Annotated in this window: 18 protein-coding genes; 5 read left to right on the plus strand and 13 right to left on the minus strand. The window is 42.3% G+C overall.

Annotated features, from left to right (window positions below):
- Positions 1–301: 301 nt before the first annotated feature.
- From hpf to tkt, 6 genes are all read right to left on the minus strand, one after another.
- A complete protein-coding gene (gene hpf, locus AUR67_RS14225) occupies positions 302–658 on the minus strand; it encodes a ribosome hibernation-promoting factor, HPF/YfiA family (protein WP_054551132.1) in 357 nt (118 codons plus the stop codon).
- Positions 659–840: 182 nt separating this feature from the next.
- Entirely contained in the window at positions 841–1,152 is a 312-nt protein-coding gene (locus AUR67_RS14230) for a pyrimidine/purine nucleoside phosphorylase (RefSeq protein ID WP_054551131.1), read from the minus strand.
- Positions 1,153–1,425: 273 nt separating this feature from the next.
- Positions 1,426–1,851 (minus strand): hypothetical protein, encoded by a 426-nt coding sequence (locus tag AUR67_RS14235; protein ID WP_058585784.1) that lies wholly within the window; start codon positions 1,849–1,851, stop codon positions 1,426–1,428.
- 8 nt (positions 1,852–1,859) lie between these two features.
- Positions 1,860–2,126, minus strand: coding sequence for a hypothetical protein (locus tag AUR67_RS21045; RefSeq protein ID WP_152996534.1), 267 nt, complete (start codon positions 2,124–2,126; stop codon positions 1,860–1,862).
- An 87-nt stretch (positions 2,127–2,213) separates the two neighbouring features.
- The gene (locus AUR67_RS14245) at positions 2,214–2,573 is read right to left on the minus strand and encodes a DUF6559 family protein (protein ID WP_058585786.1); all 360 of its coding nucleotides are present in this window, start codon (positions 2,571–2,573) and stop codon (positions 2,214–2,216) included.
- 808 nt (positions 2,574–3,381) lie between these two features.
- A complete protein-coding gene (tkt, locus tag AUR67_RS14255; RefSeq protein ID WP_054560913.1) occupies positions 3,382–5,373 on the minus strand; it encodes a transketolase in 1,992 nt (663 codons plus the stop codon).
- A gap of 266 nt (positions 5,374–5,639) precedes the next feature.
- On the opposite strand from tkt, the gene metK reads away from it, so the two are divergent.
- Positions 5,640–6,791 (plus strand): methionine adenosyltransferase, encoded by a 1,152-nt coding sequence (metK, locus tag AUR67_RS14260; RefSeq protein ID WP_054551125.1) that lies wholly within the window; start codon positions 5,640–5,642, stop codon positions 6,789–6,791.
- Positions 6,792–6,842: 51 nt separating this feature from the next.
- Here metK and AUR67_RS14265 read toward each other — a convergent pair whose 3' ends face one another.
- From AUR67_RS14265 to AUR67_RS14275, 3 genes are all read right to left on the minus strand, one after another.
- Entirely contained in the window at positions 6,843–7,247 is a 405-nt protein-coding gene (locus tag AUR67_RS14265; RefSeq protein WP_058585787.1) for a diacylglycerol kinase, read from the minus strand.
- A 79-nt stretch (positions 7,248–7,326) separates the two neighbouring features.
- Positions 7,327–7,935 (minus strand): START domain-containing protein, encoded by a 609-nt coding sequence (locus tag AUR67_RS14270; protein ID WP_058585788.1) that lies wholly within the window; start codon positions 7,933–7,935, stop codon positions 7,327–7,329.
- A 37-nt stretch (positions 7,936–7,972) separates the two neighbouring features.
- Complete coding sequence (locus AUR67_RS14275) at positions 7,973–9,493, minus strand: CYTH and CHAD domain-containing protein (protein WP_058585789.1); 1,521 nt, start codon at positions 9,491–9,493, stop codon at positions 7,973–7,975.
- Positions 9,494–9,706: 213 nt separating this feature from the next.
- On the opposite strand from AUR67_RS14275, the gene AUR67_RS14280 reads away from it, so the two are divergent.
- A complete protein-coding gene (locus AUR67_RS14280; RefSeq protein ID WP_058585790.1) occupies positions 9,707–10,306 on the plus strand; it encodes a TIGR04211 family SH3 domain-containing protein in 600 nt (199 codons plus the stop codon).
- Between the two features lie 48 nt (positions 10,307–10,354).
- Here AUR67_RS14280 and AUR67_RS14285 read toward each other — a convergent pair whose 3' ends face one another.
- Positions 10,355–10,837, minus strand: coding sequence for a winged helix-turn-helix transcriptional regulator (locus tag AUR67_RS14285; RefSeq protein ID WP_058585791.1), 483 nt, complete (start codon positions 10,835–10,837; stop codon positions 10,355–10,357).
- Positions 10,838–11,004: 167 nt separating this feature from the next.
- Between AUR67_RS14285 and putA the strand changes: the two genes are divergently transcribed.
- Together putA and AUR67_RS14295 are read left to right on the plus strand one after the other, a co-directional pair.
- Entirely contained in the window at positions 11,005–14,808 is a 3,804-nt protein-coding gene (putA, locus tag AUR67_RS14290; RefSeq protein WP_058585792.1) for a bifunctional proline dehydrogenase/L-glutamate gamma-semialdehyde dehydrogenase PutA, read from the plus strand.
- 161 nt (positions 14,809–14,969) lie between these two features.
- Positions 14,970–16,178 carry an HD-GYP domain-containing protein gene (locus AUR67_RS14295; RefSeq protein ID WP_058585793.1) on the plus strand — a complete coding sequence of 403 codons (1,209 nt, stop codon included), beginning with the start codon at positions 14,970–14,972 and terminating at the stop codon, positions 16,176–16,178.
- Between the two features lie 18 nt (positions 16,179–16,196).
- Here the strand turns inward: AUR67_RS14295 and AUR67_RS14300 are convergent, their stop codons facing one another.
- The gene (locus AUR67_RS14300; protein ID WP_058585794.1) at positions 16,197–17,249 is read right to left on the minus strand and encodes a general secretion pathway protein GspB; all 1,053 of its coding nucleotides are present in this window, start codon (positions 17,247–17,249) and stop codon (positions 16,197–16,199) included.
- 13 nt (positions 17,250–17,262) lie between these two features.
- Positions 17,263–18,180: an ExeA family protein gene (locus AUR67_RS14305; protein ID WP_058585795.1), complete on the minus strand. Its 918-nt coding sequence runs from the start codon at positions 18,178–18,180 to the stop codon at positions 17,263–17,265.
- 125 nt (positions 18,181–18,305) lie between these two features.
- On the opposite strand from AUR67_RS14305, the gene AUR67_RS14310 reads away from it, so the two are divergent.
- Positions 18,306–19,415, plus strand: coding sequence for a tRNA nucleotidyltransferase (locus tag AUR67_RS14310; protein ID WP_058585796.1), 1,110 nt, complete (start codon positions 18,306–18,308; stop codon positions 19,413–19,415).
- Here the strand turns inward: AUR67_RS14310 and AUR67_RS14315 are convergent.
- A complete protein-coding gene (locus AUR67_RS14315) occupies positions 19,403–19,924 on the minus strand; it encodes a DUF1566 domain-containing protein (RefSeq protein WP_058585797.1) in 522 nt (173 codons plus the stop codon). The genes AUR67_RS14310 and AUR67_RS14315 overlap by 13 nt on opposite strands.

Here is a 19,924-nt window from a genome sequence, read left to right on the forward strand (position 1 = left end):
ACTAGACTACCTACCACTTGTGTCAAGTAACTCGTTACTCGTTGGTTTTTTTAATCTGACTTCTAACGACTGATATCTAATATCTCCATTTTTATTCGGCGTTAAAACGCCTCCTACGTCTCGTATCTCACTAACTTTACTCTTTCCCCTAGCAACTCGCTAACTTTTGGAACTTCAATCTGACGGCTGATAGCTGATAGCTGATAGCTAAATATTAAAACCAAAAAAGCCAAGCGTTTCGCAACGGTTGGCTTTTTCAGATTTAGTTTTAAGTCTAGCCGCTTAGGCTAGTGCTCTGTAATTAGCTCAGGTTCATTTCTTGAATGATTTCGTGGGCAATTTCCGGTGTAGTACTGACCGGCTTTTCGTGTAGTTTGGCTTTCATTTGCCCTTTACGATGTTTTAGTGATGCATCAAGTTTTTTTGCAGCACCTGCGATAGCTGGGTACATCACATCATCTTCAGCTTTTACTGATAAACGTGCGCCTTCATAGGTTGTACTAATCTCAGCCTGATACTTATTGTGTTCTTTTGAAAGAATAATATCGAGTGATATTAATGATGGAAAATGGCTAGCAATTTTCGAGAACTTCTCGTTGATATGAGCTCTAACAGCCTCAGTAACGTCAACATGATGACCAGAAATATTAATCTTCATAGGGTATCCTTTTTTCTTGTTACCTCACAGTTAGTATTGGGGGCGAATTGAATTAACACAAGCGAAAATTGCAGATAATTAGTAATTGATTGTAACCACAGATGATTTAGATCATGCGTTGCGGATAAAGTATGCAAAAGCCCGCATCACACGGGCTTTTCAGAGAGGTTAACAACTGCTCATTAACTATACGAACAACAGTAATCAGCAAATTCGCTGACCTTTACTAGAAAGGTAACATTTGCATCAACGGTAAATGACTCTCCAGCTTGCATTGTTTGCCATTCGCTCTCACCGGGTAATAGCACTTGCCAACTGCCACCGTTAAGCTCCATCAACTCTTTTTTACTCGTAGCAAATTCAAACTCACCCGGTTGCATAAAGCCTAACGTTTTCGTGCTGCCATCAGCAAATACCACAGTACGGCTAGACACTTTACCGTCAAAATACACATTGGCTTTTTTCAGCACACTTACATTATCAAACTGAGACATCCTCACTCCTGTTGTTTTATTATTAAGTTACAGACAGTGCCAGTTGTCGGTTTAGCATTCAAGGGAAGCTGGGTGAGAAATAATCAAGTCGGGCTAGCTGTAAGCTGTCAGTTTTGAGCAGCTCGTGCAATTGTGGTAGGTCGTGCTTTAGCGCGTCAAGTTAAACACTACGAGAAAGAATATCTATGCAGAGTCATGAATTCTGAGCTGTAATAAATTGCAATTCTCATTGTTTTAAGAAGTATAGATTTTGTTATCTTCGTATGAAGTAAATTAAGACCCACAAGATTGTTTTTTAGCTATTTCATAGAAACAAATTAGACTATCTTCTTCACCCTTTGTTAATCGTTTAAATACTTTTGTACATGGAAAAAGCCAGTTATCACCACTTTGAATTCCTAACGTTAACAATTGCTCGTTATAACCCCAGACACCACCGTGCTCTTGGATGAAAACTTCACCTATGTAAGCACCTAACACCTTACTGATAGTTTCTATTTCATCGTCACTTGGGCTGTCATAGAACAATTTAGATAAAAAACTCCTAGGTATACTGTCATATAGTTTTGACACTATGAGTTCAACTTTTTCAACACTCGACTCCGTAAAGTCTAGTGTTATATCAAAATGACACTTGGCGTAATCAACAGCATCTAAAGAATATGCTTCCATCATTGCTGAGATTGTAGGTTCTTCCATTGAGATCTCTAAAAAGATTTAAAAGCTTGCTTTATAAAATAATTTACTACAATGTAGGTAACGATGCTTACAGTGATTACTAAAGCCAATGAGGGCAAGCCAAGGGGTATTGCTTCTGCTCTTGCATCACCAAAATCACACGCCCCCCAATTTGTTAAGCTGCCACCTAAATCTAGGCAGCTATCACTTCTTAGAAAGTCCATTAGCTTGAACCCGACAAGCAAACCTATTAACGAAGAGATTGAAGAGATTATTCTTTTATGTGATTTTTTCATGATGAAACACACCGACCTAACTATCTGGGGATAACCTTGATTAGTTATTTATATACCTTGACTATACTAGCTTGGAAATTGCAAAAACTAGAATGCACCACCATCTCCACCGCCGAAGCCACCATCCCCACCTCCGTCCGAGCCACTATCTATATCACTAAACATTGATGAACCTAAGAGCACTCCTAAAACACCGATACCCGATATATTGGTAATCGTATTATTCATAGACTCTAATGATTCGCCTTCAGGGAGATTAGCTTTATAAGTTGCAATATCACAGTACATAAAATATGCGTAATGTATGTGTTTTTTATTAAAGCCCATAACGTCTATTGTTTTATCAACCTGAGCTTTTGTATACGTTACAGAGCCACCGTATCTTTTCGCTAAGGCAGGTCTTAATTTGTATTTATACTTTCTGATTGTAGAACTTTTACCAAACATTAAAGTAGCTCCTGTTTTATAAAGCTTTCCTAGAAGAGTTTGACAAGTAACCCCGACAAACCTACGAGTGTCTGTAGCTAATGCAAATATCTTTCCTTACATTGCTATTAAGCAATACCACGAATGATATCCAGTTTATTTTCTGGTGCATCAACAGACATAAAATTGGGAATAGTCGATTCGGTTCTTCTTGGCCGCTCAAGAAATTGTACTGGCCATTCTGTGATCCTTTCTTCTTTCACATGCTTATACTGACCTGTTGATGGCTCATCTATATATTCACGCTGGAGAATTAATGCTAGTGGCTCTTCAGCTCCAGGTATATCATTACTGCACTCCAGTGCTTCTTCATACGTGTCGAAAGCATAGTAATAATCGCTCCCCTCTTCTAAATCAGGAGCACCGTTATGAGGGTGGCACCAAACTCAATATTCAAGTACCTCATCCCACACGTAACCACCACCAGATTTTGCTAAACCAGCATATTCACCGACTTTATTTGGGTCCAACACTTTTGGATAACTTTTCATAACCATCCTTGAGCAGAAAATATAAGTAAAAAACAAATATGCGTTTTATCGCGGCTTTTTTTGCTTCTTTTATAGCCTATTAATATCAAAGCTATTGGTTAATAGCTAGGCACAATTTCCGCGCGAAATAAATTTCACGCCTACGGTGAGGGGCTTTTAAACTGATGGCTGAGAGCTAAAACCGTTGGGTTTCACTCCGTTCTACCCAACCTACGGGGCATAAAAAAGCCCGCACTATGGTCAAACAGGGCGGGCTTTTAAATTTTAGCGGCTAAAGCTTAGAACAAAGCGTTTGCTTTGTTTACGATGTTTTCAACAGTGAAACCAAAGTGCTTGAATAACTCGCCTGCAGGTGCTGACTCACCGAAGGTCGTCATACCAACTACTGCGCCGTTTAGGCCTACATATTTGTACCAGTAGTCTGCGATACCCGCTTCGATTGCTACGCGACGTGTTACGCTTGCTGGTAGTACGCTTTCTTTATACGCAGCGTCTTGCTCATCAAATAAATCAGTTGAAGGCATAGATACCACGCGTACTTTTTTACCTTGTGAACGAAGTTCTGCAGCGGCATCTTGTGCAAGCTGTACTTCAGAACCTGTTGCAATAAGGATAAGCTCTGGCTCACCGTCACAGCTAAGTACGTAACCACCTTTTTTCACATCAGCTAACTGCTGTGCGGTACGCGTTTGTTGCTCTAGGCCTTGGCGAGTGAAAATCAGTGATGTTGGGCCATCTTTACGCTCAATAGCTTGTTGCCATGCAATCGCAGATTCAACTTGGTCACATGGGCGCCAGTTAACTAGATTAGGCGTTAAACGCATGCTTGCAATTTGTTCTACCGGTTGGTGCGTTGGACCATCTTCACCTAAACCAATTGAATCGTGCGTGTATACGAAGATGCTTGGCTGCTTCATTAATGCGGCCATACGTACTGCGTTACGTGCGTATTCCATGAACATTAAGAATGTAGCACCGTAAGGAATAAAGCCTTTATGTAATGCAATACCATTCATAATCGCTGACATACCAAATTCACGTACACCGTAGAAAATGTAGTTACCGCTAGCATCGTTAGCTTCTAGGCCTTTTGATCCATCCCAAAGTGTTAAGTTAGAACCTGCAAGGTCAGCAGAGCCACCCATGAATTCTGGTAGTAACGGGCCAAACGCATTTAATGCATTTTGTGAAGCTTTACGTGTTGCTGGGTTTGCTGGGTTTGCTTGTAGCTCTTCGATGTAAGCTTGTGACTTTTCAGCCCAATCAGCTGGTAACTCACCATTTGTACGGCGTTTAAATTCAGCAGCAAGTTCAGGGTGTGCACTTGCGTAAGCGGCAAACTTTTCGTCCCAGCTTGCTTCTAGTTGCTTACCTTTTTCTTTGCCATCCCACTCGCTGTAGATATCAGCTGGGATTTCAAATGCATCACCAGTCCAACCTAGGAACTCACGAGATGCTTTAATTTCGTCTTCACCTAATGGTGCACCGTGGCAATCATGGCTACCTGACTTGTTAGGTGAACCATAACCAATTACTGTTTTACAACAGATTAATGATGGCTTATCAGTGATGCTACGCGCTTCTTCGATAGCGGCGCGAATTGCATCAGGGTTATGACCATCAACATCGCTTACTACGTGCCAGCCGTATGCTTTGAAGCGCGCTGGTGTGTCATCGCTGAACCAACCTTCTACTTCACCATCAATTGAGATGCCGTTGTCATCCCAAAACGCAACTAGTTTACCTAGACCTAATGTACCGGCTAATGAACAGGCTTCGTGTGAAATACCTTCCATTAAACAGCCATCGCCCATGAATGCATACGTGAAGTGATCAACAATATCATGGCCTTCACGGTTAAACTGTGCAGCTAGCGCTTTTTCGGCAATTGCCATGCCCACTGCATTTGTGATCCCTTGACCTAATGGACCCGTAGTAGTCTCAATACCTGGTGCATATCCATACTCTGGGTGACCTGGTGTTTTTGAGTGCATTTGACGGAAGTTTTTAATTTCCTCTAGTGGTAAGTCATAGCCACTTAAGTGCAGTAGAGAATAGATCAGCATTGAACCGTGGCCGTTAGAAAGAATAAATCGATCTCGGTCTGCCCACTCTGGATTCGTTGGATTGTGCTTTAGATAATCGCGCCATAGTACTTCTGCGATATCTGCCATGCCCATAGGGGCGCCAGGGTGACCAGATTTGGCCTGTTGTACTGCGTCCATTGATAAGACGCGAATAGCATTTGCAAGTTCTTTGCGTGATGGCATGAATTCTCCTACCTTTATGTATTTGCGCTGGTTGTTTATGAAGCCCCATTCTTACTTATTGTAAGGGTACAGTGCAATTAAAAATCCGCATTAAATGCACCAATTATGGGCGTTTGTTAAGAACAATACGTTATTAGTAATTTTAAATAGACGTCTAGGCGTAAAATTACTATGCAAACATATTTGTTTTAGATAAAATACGCCCCTTAATTTTTTAGCGCTATTACCGACGTTTGTGAAGCGCAATATTTGTGAGCAGAAATACAATGGCAAAACATTTATTTACTTCTGAATCTGTTTCTGAAGGTCATCCGGATAAAATCGCGGACCAAATCTCTGACGCGGTTCTAGATGCTATCCTTGAGCAAGATTCTCATGCCCGTGTTGCATGTGAGACTTACGTTAAAACCGGTATGGTGATGGTTGGTGGTGAAATCACAACTAGCGCTTGGGTTGATATCGAAGAAATCACACGTAAAACAGTACGTGAAATCGGTTACACGCACTCAGACATGGGTTTCGATGCTGACTCTTGTGCAATCCTAAACACTATCGGTAAACAATCTCCAGACATCAACCAAGGTGTTGACCGTGCTCGCCCTGAAGAGCAAGGCGCTGGTGACCAAGGTCTAATGTTCGGTTACGCATGTAATGAAACTGACGTGTTAATGCCTGCACCTATCACTTACTCACACCGTCTAGTTCAGCGCCAAGCTGAAGTTCGTAAAAGCGGTGAGCTTAACTGGTTACGCCCAGATGCAAAATCTCAAGTAACGTTTGCATACGAAAATGGCAAGCCTGTTGGTATTGATGCAGTTGTTCTTTCAACTCAACACTGTGATTCAATCTCACAAAACGACTTAGTTGAAGCGGTAATGGAAACGATCATTAAGCCGGTTCTTCCTGCTGAGCTAATCTCAAGCGCAACTAAGTTCTTCATCAACCCAACTGGCCGTTTCGTAATCGGTGGCCCAATGGGTGACTGTGGTCTTACAGGTCGTAAAATCATCGTTGATACATACGGTGGTATGGCTCGTCACGGTGGTGGTGCTTTCTCTGGTAAAGATCCATCAAAAGTTGACCGCTCAGCTGCATATGCTGCTCGTTACGTTGCTAAAAACGTGGTTGCTGCTGGCCTTGCTGACAAATGTGAGCTACAAGTTTCTTACGCTATCGGTGTTGCAGAGCCAACGTCTATCAGCATCGAGACATTTGGTACAGGTAAATTAGAAGAAGCGCGCCTAATCGAATTAGTACGTGAGCACTTCGACCTACGCCCTTACGGCTTAATCCAAATGCTTGATCTTGAGCGTCCTATCTATCAACCGACTGCGGCATACGGTCACTTCGGTCGTGATGAGTTCCCTTGGGAGCGTACAGACAAAGCAGACGCACTTCGCGCAGCTGCTGGCCTGTAATAGGTTTGATAAAATGAAAAAAGCGCCTTCGGCGCTTTTTTTGTGTCTGATTTAAAGGTAACTCACTATCTTTTCGTAAACTGCGACACCCCAAACTAAGGCTAGAATTAGCAAGCTCAATGTCACTGCCGCAGAAGCCATATCTTTGGCCCTTCCCGATAATACATGATACTCAATCCCTACTCGGTCAGTGAGCGCTTCTATCGACGAGTTCAGTAACTCAACAATTAATAATAACAAGTAAGGTATAAATAGGACTAACCAATGATTTAATGACTGTGCAAAAACCACTGACAAGGGTAATAAGCACACCCCTAAATAGATTTCAGAACGAAATGCCGACTCTTCTTTAAATGCCGCTTTAAAGCCTTTAATAGAACACTTGGTTGCTTTTAAAATACGCCCAACGCCAATACCATTTGGCTTATTAACTAGGGGAATTTTTGGTTCTTTCATTTTTTACCTACCCGCTCAGAATTAGCCCGATCATAATGATAAATTCTTACTCTGTCACCCAAATACGCTTGATTAAACGCTAGCAATCACCTGGAATACTGCTGGTGTTTACGCGGGAAAACTGATCATTAGTTAATTGTTCTCTCAGTGCTTGTAGCGTTTTATAAACACTTTTTAGAGAAACTTTGTTACTTAACCAATGCGGAATTGAACCACCTGGGTCTGCGTAGGCTTGATGGCTGACCAACAAATTACTTTGTTGCTGTTCTAAACGCCAGTAAGCGGTGAGATCTTTAATACGCACAACGCCAGAGACTTCAGCTTTTGCATAAGGTTGGCTTTTGATTTGTAACTCGGTTTTGTGCTCATCTAAAGCGCGATAACAAGAGTAACTTACCAAGTCTCTATTTGATACCGGCCAAGGCGAGTTGAAGTGGGTATAAACAAGGGTTTCTGAAGGGCTTAAGCGCTCCATTAGCGTCACGCTTTTGACATTCTCGAGCCAGTTTTCGGCGTTGTCGGTATCACTGAGCAATGCCATAAAATCACTGGCCTTGGCATTTTTTACCAGCACAGAAGCATTAATTTCTATAATACCAGTTTCGTGCTTTTTATAGCTAACCTTTATGCCGTCTTGCTGTTTATAGGTTTGCCATTCAATAGGGTTAGCTACTGCCGAGAGACTCAAACATGCTAACCCTATCCATAGGCACAAGCGCATTTATTTAAAACCAATAAGGGTCTGTATTAAATGACGCGTGGCGACTTTGCTCCATCGCACTGACCAAAAACTCTGACTTTTGATCAAGCCATGATTGAATTTTTGTCAGCTCTAAGTCATCTTGACCTGCGCATAACTGCTTTAAGTACTCAAGGGTGCTTAACTCATAAATACCATGAGAGATATCAACCCATGGCATACGGAACTCATTTCGATCCTCTGTATCGAACAAGGCACCTAAGCAGTTGCCGCTGAGTAATGAGTTTTCAAGGCGGGTGCGTAGTGCCAAATAGTCTTCATCTGTAAACACTTGCTGCTCAGGAATAAGCTCGTGCATGTCGTGCCAATCTTTAGCAAATAAACGCTTAGCAATATCGGCAACTGGTTTTTCTGCTGCCTGAAACTCAGCTTGCCCCCATGATTTGCGCCATTGTTTTTCAATTAACCAGGTTGTTAATTGTAATAATAAGCGGTTGTATCGGGTGCTATGAAAAAGAGTTTCAATATCATCAATGCTTGGCTGAAGCTCTTTTAAGTCATTAATAACTTGTGTGAGCTCAGGCGCACTGTTGATTTTTTTGTAGTATGCGTGGCGCTTAGATGTGTAGGTTTTTAGCTGAATAGCATTTTCAACCCACGCTAATTCGCTCAATAACCACTTTAACTCTGTACGTAATGAGTCGGTATCGTCTTTACTAACAATATCGTCAAACAGCCAAAATGTATGGCGAATTAAACGAATACCGTCGGTGACACGCTTAAGGGTTTTTAAGCTTGGTTTTATGAAGTAGCAGGCTTCATGTTTTTGTACAAAGCGAATCGCGTAGTTAATGCTTTCTACTAAAGCTTGTTCTTGGGTTGCACCACGTTTTAGTGGCACAAAACCAATTGATTTGCTTGCTTTTAATGGTTTGTCATCTGCAAGACGATAACCTCGAGCAGCTTTAGAATAAAGCCCTAAGCGAACATGGCTTTCACTTACCAGTTTATCTGCCAGTGCAAATAACTCATTGCGACTACCTTCAATCAGTTCGATTTCAAGTTCAGAAATTGGCTCAACCTGACCCGACGCAGCAACTTCACCTTTATCTAATACCACTTCAATTTTTGCGCCACTTTCGGTTTCGAGTAACCAAGTACGGCGTATAAAGTTAGTGCTAAAAATTGGGTATAGGTTTTCTGCAATACCAGTCACTTGCATGCCATGCGGCCAAATAGCAGCATCAAATGCGAGTAAATCGGGGCGGTTACCTGACAGTGGTAAATTGTATTCTGGGCGCTGATGTAAGCCGCCAACCACTTCACCGGCAAGCTTGATAGTTTGCTCACACTCACCATCGCAACAGCGAGTACGAAGGCCAATATCTAAAGCACGTAATTCCCGGCTTGGCGTATCGTAATAAGCATTTTGTAAGTTGCGTGACGGTTTGTTAGTAACGGTTTTTGCAAATTGGGTAATTAATGCGGGGATCAGTGGAACAACGGCATCTGACACCAAAAACTTCAGTTCTATCTCAGTATCCATTCGCTTTGCGGAGTACATTTAAAATAAATAAGTGATCAAAATAAACAAAGCAGACTGTTAATGCAAATTTTTTCCTGTTTTTTGCGGTTAAGCTCACGCACGGATTACAATATCAGCCTTGCTATTAATAGTTGAAATCCCTACTATCTCTATACATAAAGAAATTATAAATTTAGCCACTTCTAGGCAAGATCACATTAACAAGGTAGATTGATGTTAAAACAGTGTATTTTTGGGTTGCTCCTTGCGGCCACCTCTTTTATTAGCTACGCAGAAGAAGCGCCAAGCAGCGACAACCAAAACACCGCCTACATAGTCGATAACCTGTACACCTTTATGCACTCAGGCCCAAGCAAAAACTACCGCATTTTGGGTTCAGTTGATGCAGGTACGCAAGTTGTGTTGTTGTCAGGTGAAGATAATGGCTACTTTAAAATTCGTGATGATAAAGATCGTGAAGGTTGGGTAGAGTCAAAATTTGTTACTGAAAATGCGGGTATTCAACAACAATTTCAAGCGCTGAATAACGACATGACGGTAATGCAAGAGCAGCTTCGCCAAGCTGAAATTGAACTGCCACAACTACAAGAGCAGAACAAATCACTGACAGAGCAAAACCTAGCTCTTAGCAAGCAAATTGAAGCGCTTAAGAACACTATTGAATCTGAGCGCAATGCAAAGCAAACAGCCAGTGCTAAAGAGAAACGTCAGCTACTTACTTATGGCGGCGCAATTGCATTTATCGGCTTACTGTTAGGTATTATCTTAACCGTGGTGTTGTCTCGCCGTAAACGTTACGACGGCTGGGCGTAAGCCACTAAATAGTCAATAAAAAAGCACCTGATGGTGCTTTTTTTGTATCTATATATCGAACCTTAGTCCGTTGTCCTGTTTAATTTTTTCGATCACCATATAGGTGTGATGCGTACCTACCCCTGGTATATCAACTAAATCCCCAAGCACCTGACGGTATTCATCCATATCAGACACACGTATTTTTAATAAGTAGTCATAGCCACCAGCAACCATGTCACATTCAACCACTTGCGGGATATTTAAAATATATTCACGAAAGACTTTAAAGACCGATGTATTCGAGGTCACTAACGATACCTGCACATGTGCTAACAAGCTCTGGTTAAGTTTTGCTTCGCTAAGCTTAGCGTAATAGCCTTCGATGTAGCCTTCTTGTTCTAAACGTTTTACACGGTCTAGGCATGGGCTTGGGCTCAGATTTACCTGTTTTGCGAGGTTTACGTTCGATATTCTGCCATTTTTTTGCAGAGCGTCTAAAATTGCTAAATCGATGCGATCTAACATGCGTAATCTATTCGGACTGGTCATAACAGAATTTTATGCGGCTAAGTTAACGGTATGCCCTGTAAATTATCGTAAATCGAAAAATTTAACCAGCATATTCTGCTGGATTTTAATTAGAATGCACGAATTATATCAATGGTAAGAAATGCAATTAGTTCATTTTTTAGACTCCACATACCAGAGGGTTACATATGCTATTTAATGGCGATTTGACAACTGAATGTCCAATTAGACAAAAGATCCGTGATTTCTACCGTATTGACGAAAATGCGGTTATTGATCATATTTTGCCTTTGGCTGAAGTAGGCGTGAAAGCGCGTAGCCGAGCGTGGGAACGCGCTCGTCAAATGGTTTTAAATATCCGTCGCGATCAGGATGGTCAAAGCGGTGTAGATGCACTATTAAATGAATTCTCACTATCAAGTGAAGAAGGCGTTGTATTAATGTGTCTTGCAGAAGCACTATTACGTGTTCCAGATAAAGCAACGCAAGAGTCACTAATTCGTGACAAACTTGCTAAAGGTGACTGGAGCTCGCATTTAGGTAGCAGCGATTCTTTATTTGTAAACGCCTCTTCTTGGGGTCTGTTAGTAACCGGTAAAATGGTTAACTACAGCGACAAGTCAAAAGAGCAGCAATTCGGTGTTCTTAAGAAAACAATTGGTCGTTTAGGTGAGCCTGTTATTCGTAAATCTGTGAACTTCGCGATGAAGATCATGGGTAAGCAATTCGTTATGGGTCGTACTATCGACGAAGCCATTGAACGTGCAGCAGAAAAAGAGCAAAAAGGCTACGTTTACTCATACGATATGCTAGGTGAAGGCGCACGCACAATGAAAGATGCAGAGCGTTACTTCCAAAGCTACATGACAGCTATCCACGCGATTGGTAAAGCAGCAAATGGCCGTGGCCCAATCAAGAGCCCTGGTATCTCAGTTAAAATTTCTGCGATTCACCCACGTTATGAATTCACACATCGTGAACGTGTTATTGCTGAAGTGGTACCTAAGTTAAAAGAACTTGCGCTTGCAGCGAAAAGCTACGATATCGGCTTTACTGTGGATGCTGAAGAAGCTGACCGTTTAGATATCTCTTTAGATGTTATTGAAGCGGTATTCAGTGATGACGATTTAGGTAACTGGAACGGCTTTGGTTTAGCAGTTCAAGCATACCAAAAGCGCGCTATTTTTGTCGTTGAGTGGGTTGCAGAACTTGCTCGTCGAGTTGGTCGTAAACTAATGGTTCGCCTTGTAAAAGGTGCATACTGGGATACAGAAATCAAAACCACTCAACAAGATGGTTTAGATCACTACCCGGTATTTACACGTAAAGCGACCACAGACGTTTCTTACAAAGCTTGTGCTATTAAGCTTCTAGAAGCACGCGATGTATTGTATCCGCAATTTGCTACACACAACGCATACACTGCAGCAACAATCTTAGAAGTTGCAAAAGGCGACAACGAAGGCTTTGAATTCCAACGCCTGCACGGTATGGGTGAGTCGTTATTCGACCAAATCGTAACCCAAGAGAAAATTCAATGTCGTGTTTACGCACCAGTGGGTCAACACGAAGACTTACTTGCATACTTAGTACGTCGTTTATTAGAAAACGGTGCTAACTCGTCATTCGTGAATGCGATTGTTGATACGACTAAGCCTGTTGAATCACTATTACCTGACCCTGTAGAAACACTGCAAGGTTTACGTAACAAGTACAACACGCAAATCAAGATGCCAATTGATTTATATGGCGAAGAACGTGCTAACTCAAAAGGCATGGACTTAACTGATATCAACGTAATTACACCATTTAAAGAAAACCTTGATACCTGGTTTGATGAGCACCGCATTGAATTAAGCGATGTGCCAGAAGGCTCTCTTCCTGTGAAGAACCCTGCAAATCACAAAGAAATCATTGGTCATGTGAAACTACAATCTTCTGACGAAATGACTTCGCTTTTAGAAAACGCAGAAAAAGCATTTGAATCATGGTCACAAACACCAGTAAAAGAGCGCGCAAACTTACTACGTCGTGTTGCTGACATTTTAGAGCGTCACCACGATGAGCTTGTTGCTATCTGTATTAAAGAAGCTGGTAAAATTACCCAAGATGGTATCGATGAAGTTCGTGAAGCAGTGGATTTCTGCCGCTACTACGCAGCACGCGCTGAAGAACTTTCTGAAGATGAGCGCTTTGAAGCACGTGGTGTGATCTTATGTATCAGCCCATGGAACTTCCCACTTGCAATCTTCTTAGGTCAAGTAGCTGCAGCAATCGTGACTGGTAACACAGTTATTGCGAAACCAGCTGAGCAAACAAGCTTAATCGCACTTCGTGCAATTGAACTGATGCTTTCTGTAGGCTTACCTGAGCACGTTGTACAGCCAGTTATTGCCCGTGGCAGCGAAGTAGGTAAAACCATCGTTCCTGATGAGCGTATTCAAGCTGTTATGTTCACCGGTTCTACAGAAACAGGGACTCTTATTTCGCAAACTCTTGCTGCGCGTAATGATATCCAAGTACCGCTTATCGCTGAAACTGGTGGTCAAAACTGTATGATCGTTGACTCAACCGCTCTACCAGAGCAAGTTGTTGACGATGTGATCAGCTCTGGCTTCCAAAGCGCTGGTCAACGTTGTTCTGCACTACGTGTATTGTTCTTACAAGAAGACGTTGCTGATGGCATCATTGAGATGCTAAAAGGCGCTTTAAAAGAACTTCATGTTGGTGACCCGTCATTGCTTTCAACAGATATCGGTCCTGTTATCGACGAAAAAGCACTGAAAAACTTAAATGACCATGTTGAATACTTAAAAGGTAATGCAACTCTTCACTATGAGTGTGCGATTCCTGATAACAGCGAAAATGGCGCATTCTTCTTTGCTCCTCGTCTTTACGAGATCAAAGACTTATCTGTGCTTAAACGTGAAGTATTTGGCCCGTGTGTGCATATCATTCGTTTCAAGGGCACAGAGCTTGATAACGTAATTGATCAAATCAATGGCACTGGCTTCGGTCTGACCATGGGGATCCACTCGCGTATCGAAGAGCGCTGCGAATACGTGGCGAAGATGTCACGTGCAGGTAATGTTTACGTCAACCGTAATATGATTGGTGCGATTGTTGGCGTACAACCATTTGGTGGCCGTGGTTTATCAGGCACAGGCCCTAAGGCCGGTGGCCCTAACTACTTACAACGTCTTGTGAAAGAAAAAGCATCACCAGATAACGTACAAATGACAAACCTAACACCTGATGAGCTAGATACTCACCACTACTCAGGTGCAGCTGAGCAAGTTGCTAAGCTGATGGAAAACTCATTACGCGATGAGAAAATCTGGCGCTCAACACCACTGAACGACCGAGTTTCTGCTGTGCGTCAATTACTTGCAAAAGTAGCGACTGTAGAAATCATCGACGAGCTTGCGGATGACTTAGCATTAACGCTAGCTGATGCACGTGCACAACTTAACCGTCTTGAAAAACACATGCGCAAGCACACTGTGCTGCCAGGACCTACGGGTGAATCTAACACGCTTCACTTAGAGCCTCGTGGTTGTGTAGTTTGTTATGCAGATAAGAGTACGTCATTTAATTTCTGGGCAATTTCGATTATCACAGCACTTGCTGCTGGTAATACTGTAATCACGGTTGCTTCTGAGTTATTCTTTGACGAAGCGGTTGCGTTTAAAGATAAGTTCATCTCAACAGGTATTGCTGAAGGTGTATTCCAAGTTGCTAAACCTAATCAGTTACAAGCAATTTTAGCGCACCCTCACCTTGCAGGTGCGGTTGTTGCAGCTCGTTCATCACGCTTGGGCTACTTCAGCCAGCAGCTAGCACAACGTAAAGGTGCGATTCTGCCAGTGATCAGCTCTGAGTACTACGACACGCTAATCAAGCGCTTACTAACTGAGAAAACAATCAGTGTTGATACAACCGCTTCAGGTGGTAACACATCACTAATGACCTTAGTTGAAGACGACGAGTAATCGTATTAGTTAAAGGAAATTAAACTTTCCTGAGTTATTTAAAAGCCCCCGCATTTGCGGGGGCTTTTGATTTTTACAGATACCTTTTTACTATTCTTGTTTACCGAGCTACAAATTTTCTGCTAGTTTTATAGTAATGTATTCGACTAGAAGTAAAGGCTTTGAAAACACTCCCTATCAATCAACTTAAGCCCGGCATGTTTGTCCAAAGTGTGACAAAGCAAAAAGGCAAGATCCGTATAAAAAACCAAGGTTGGGTAAAAACACAGGGAAGCATAGACAAGCTGATCAAGGCTGGCATCTTAGAAATAGCGATAGACCCAGACAAAACACTGACCTTAGACAGTGAGAATAAAGTGGTTGAGCAGCAACATAATCCGCAACCTGTTGGCGAGACTAGTGCTTTTGACCCTTGGCACACTACTCACAGTGTGTCTGCAGAAATGGGCAAAGCAAACAACTTATATAACGAAGCAAGATCATTGCAAAGCAAAGCCTTTGACGATATCCGCGATGGCAACAAAATTGATATTGCCCCTTTTAAAGAACTCGCAAGTGGCTTTATTGATTCGGTTTTTCGTAACCAAGATGCGCTTGCCTGTATCACTCGTATGCGTGAAAAGGATGCTTACCTACTTGAGCATTCTATCAATGTATCAATTTTGATGAGTATTTTTGCTAAGCACTTAGGTATTGAAAAAGCCATTATTGAAGAGCTTGCGACCGGTGCTTTACTTCACGATATTGGTAAGATCAATATTCCCAATGAGATACTCAATAAGCCTGGCAAGTTAACCGACGAAGAGTACCAAGTAATTCAAGACCATGCTCGTTTCAGTAAAGAAATTTTAGAGCAAGCAGGCTTGAGCGGGATTGCTGTAGATATAGCAGGGTTCCATCACGAACGCTTAGATGGCAGTGGCTACCCGTTTGGTAAAAGTGGTGACGAGATAAGCTTGTACGTACGCATGGCTTCGATTGTTGATGTGTATGATGCATTGACCGCTGAGCGGGTCTACAAAGCAGGCATGGAGCCAATTAAAGCGTTTAAGATACTAAAAGATGGCTGCCCAGATAGCTTTGATGGAGATCTAGTCACTAAGTTTATTCAGTGCATCGGTGTGCACCCGGTCGGCACTTTAGTTAAACTTGAGAGCCAAAAATTAGGTGTGGTCACTCACAGTAACCCTACTAGTCCTTTAAAACCTCAAGTTAAGGTGTTTTATCACGCTAAGCATGCTCGCTATACCGAAGTGCAGGATATTGATTTGGCTAACAGCCGTTGCCACGATAGCTTAGAATCAGCAGTCAGGCCGAGTGACTTTAACATCGACCTGATCCGCTTTTTTAAGAATGCTATTTTACCTTAACCTTAAAATTAAGACTGGCTACTCAGGCCAGTCTTGTAATGCTTTTAACGTAAACTCATAGCCATCGTAGCTTAATAAGCTCTGCTCTGGCGTAATTTCAATCACAGATAACACACCAATGTTATCGCCTTCGTATAACTCACGACCATTTAACTTAATCCAACGCTTCGATGTTTCTGAAGCATAAATATGCGCTTGGTATTTAATGGTAGGAATGAGGCTTTGTAATGCATCAGGCAATAGCTCAATGGGCTCTGCATACGATGTGTTTTTAGTGCTACGGGTAATATCAACACTATGTTTGTTATCAACATCTTCAACCGCTTTAGCAAAAGCATCTTTCAATGTATCTGGTACATCTTTAAGCTCATCATTTGTTGATGATTGAGAAGCAGGTTGAGTTGGCTGACCATTAAGTGGCTTGCCGAGCACCTTGTATTTACTTAAATCAACGCCATTACTGCTCATTTGCTGCGGGTTGATTTGTTGCATTGACTGCGAAAACTGTTGCTGTGATTGATACACTGGCTGATTTTGATACGCAGCTTGCTGCTGGTACTGAGGTTGTACTTGATAACCTTGATTTGCATACACAGGAGCTGAATTAACAGGTACTTGCACCCATTGATATTGCTGACCTTGCACCGGAACCTGCTGCATCATTTGTTGCGGTACAGATTGTTGCACTTGCCCTTGTTGCATCGTTGTTACTTGGGCTGGGTTATTGGTCGCTTGCGGGTTTTGGCTTTGCGCTACTTGCTGTTGCTTAGCGAGTTGTTCTGTTTCAGGACTTGCCTGAGCCTCAGTGGCAACGCTTTCTGTGGTTTCATTGCTGTTATTAACAAGCTTTGGCTGCTCAGCAGCAGGTTTAGTTTGCTGTAACCATTTACCAATCGAAAATCCTGCCATAAGCGTCAATATTGCCGCCAGTAATAGCCCAAATGAAAAAGCTAAGCGGCGATAGCGTGTTAATTCTTGCTGTTGTTTGAGCGCAAGTGCGGCTTGGTCATGATCAACGGCAGTTTGTGCGTGCTGATCAGATTGTTTAATTGCATCTAGTAATAATGACATAAATGAACACTCGTTATATTAGGTAGGATAAACCAATACCCATTCCTAATACGGCTAAAAATGAAACTGGGTAAAGCCAAACATAACTCGGCTCTTTATTTGCTACAGCAACAGGAGTGCTGGTTGGCGGCAGTGCTTCTGCGGCTGAGCGCATTACAAGCTCACTGTCGATACTCAATTTTTGCTGTGAAAATGCTCCCACTAAACAGCGCTCACATAATAAATTGATCAATCTTGGTACGCCTTGAGTAACCTGATAAATCGCTTTTAACGCATCCCCTGAGAACAATGCTTGCTCTGTGCCCGCTTTAAATAAACGGTGCTTAACATAGGCAAACACTTGTCCTTCAGTGAGTGGTAATAAGTGATAACGCGCAGTAATACGCTGGGCAAGTTGTCTTAATTCAGTGCGTTTTAAAAGCTCTTGAAGCTCAGGTTGCCCTACTAATACAATTTGCAGCAGCTTTTTATGATCTGTTTCGATATTGGTTAACAAGCGCAGCTGCTCTAGCACATCAGGTGCGAGTAATTGTGCTTCATCAATAATTAAGATGGTGTGACCGCCCGCTTGATTGTTTGCCTCAAGGTGCTTTTTAATCACATCAGTAAGGGTCTTCAAAGTCGCATTAGTACTGTCATACTCAATCTTTAATTCGTCACAAATACTGGCAAGCAGTTCAAGCTGTGACAAAGCCGGATTATGAATTTGTGCCACTTGGGTGTTTTCAGGTAACTGCTCTTGCAAGCTTCTTGTTAGTGTTGTTTTACCTGTACCCACTTCGCCTGTTAACAAAACGAAGCCACCCGCTTCACCTAATCCATAGGTAAGGTGCGCTAATGCCTCTTTATGGCGTTCACTAAGAAATAAATACTCAGGATTTGGGGCAATCGAAAAGGGTTTTTCTGACAAGCCAAAATAGCTTAAATACACCGTGTTATTCCTTGCGTTTAAAATCACGGTCTATAATGGCAAAAAACATCGCTACTTAAAACCTTGTTTACATTTTATTGGCTAAATAACGTAAAATAGCGAAAAGGCAAAATTATAGGTGTTTTATGCAGGTTTATTTAGTCGGTGGCGCAGTCAGAGACGCCCTACTTGGTCGTGACGTTAAAGAGCGCGACTATGTGGTAGTTGGTGCAACACCTGAACAACTTATCAGCCAAGGCTATCAACAAGTTGGTAAAGATTTTCCGGTATTTTTACATCCACAAAGTAAAGAAGAATATGCGCTGGCTCGAACCGAGCGAAAACAAGGTCAAGGTTACACTGGCTTCATTTGTGATTTCACGCCAGATGTCACATTAGAGCAAGACTTAATTCGTCGAGATCTCACCGTAAATGCCATTGCTCAAGCTCAAGATGGCAGCTTAGTTGACCCTTTTTCTGGCCAACAAGACCTTGAAAATCGTGTATTACGTCATGTCTCCGATGCCTTTAGTGAAGACCCTCTACGCATATTACGCGTAGCGCGTTTTGCTGCTCGTTATCATTACCTAGGCTTTACTATTGCGCCAGAAACCAAGGCGCTTTTAATTGATATGGTCAAAGCCAATGAGCTAAACACGCTAACTGCTGAACGCGTTTGGTTAGAATGCGAAAAATCTCTAAGTGATGGCGCATTTAGCGAGTTTTTAAATGTGCTTGCCAGCATTGGCGGCCTGCATGTAATTAGCCCTGAGCTTGAAAATAAATGGTGTGATGAGCTTTACCATACCTTACAAGCTCGCCTTGCCTATGCGAATAAACTGCAAGTTAGTGACACTGCGTTATTATTTAGCCAAGTTACCTTAGCGCTTTCAAGCGATGAGATAAAAGCGATAGCTAGCAAGATACGCTTACCTAATGAAGTGCGCGATTTAGCGCTGTTTAGTCAAACCCATCAAACAACGTTAAGTGCAGAAAAACCATCTAGCGAGGCCGTTTTTGCTTGCTTTAACCAACTTGATTTATGGCGTCGCCCTGAACGTTTTGATCAAGTATTAAAGGTGTTAGAGATAAGTCAGCAACAGCCAGTAGCCCGCTATGACTCTTTAGTAAATGCAGCCACACAAGCACGGGCTGTCAACCCGCAACAGTTTATTGCACAAGGTATAAAAGGCGCAGAAATAAAAACCGCGCTTGAGCAAGCGCGGTTAAAGATTATTAAAGACTACTTTTCGTAGCGCACCAAACGCAAATAAACATCGGACGTTTTTGCGTGAAGGCTGTTGATGCCTTTATCAAATTGATACACCCAAGCTAGATCAGTGCGACTGATCCCTGAAGTGCTACTCCAGTAGTTTTGCAGCTTAGTCGATAAAAATGCGTTTTCGTTAATGCTAGGCTGCACACAACTATGCTCTAAAATACTTGCTAACTCTTTAACATTTGGCACATGCCAATCACTGTAATCAGCAAAAGTTGCATTTTCAGCCCCGCGTAAAGCTTCGCCCCAAGTAAGTTGCTGGCTAGTGCCCTCGCAAGTATCTGTGTCACTATCATAGCTTTGACCAAACGTACAACGTTGCCACATAAGACCCGTTTCGCTATCACTTACAGTGCCATCTTCGTTAATTACAAAACGGCTATCAGGGGTCGTCTCTGTGACGGCGCTGTAACATACTTGCGCAGCAGCAAAACCCGATTGCAGAGCAATAACGGTAAGTGCTGTAATTAAAGGTAACTTTCGCAT

Origin of the sequence: Pseudoalteromonas sp. XI10 (assembly GCF_001469895.1) — a bacterium.
In the GTDB taxonomy this organism is placed as follows: domain Bacteria; phylum Pseudomonadota; class Gammaproteobacteria; order Enterobacterales; family Alteromonadaceae; genus Pseudoalteromonas.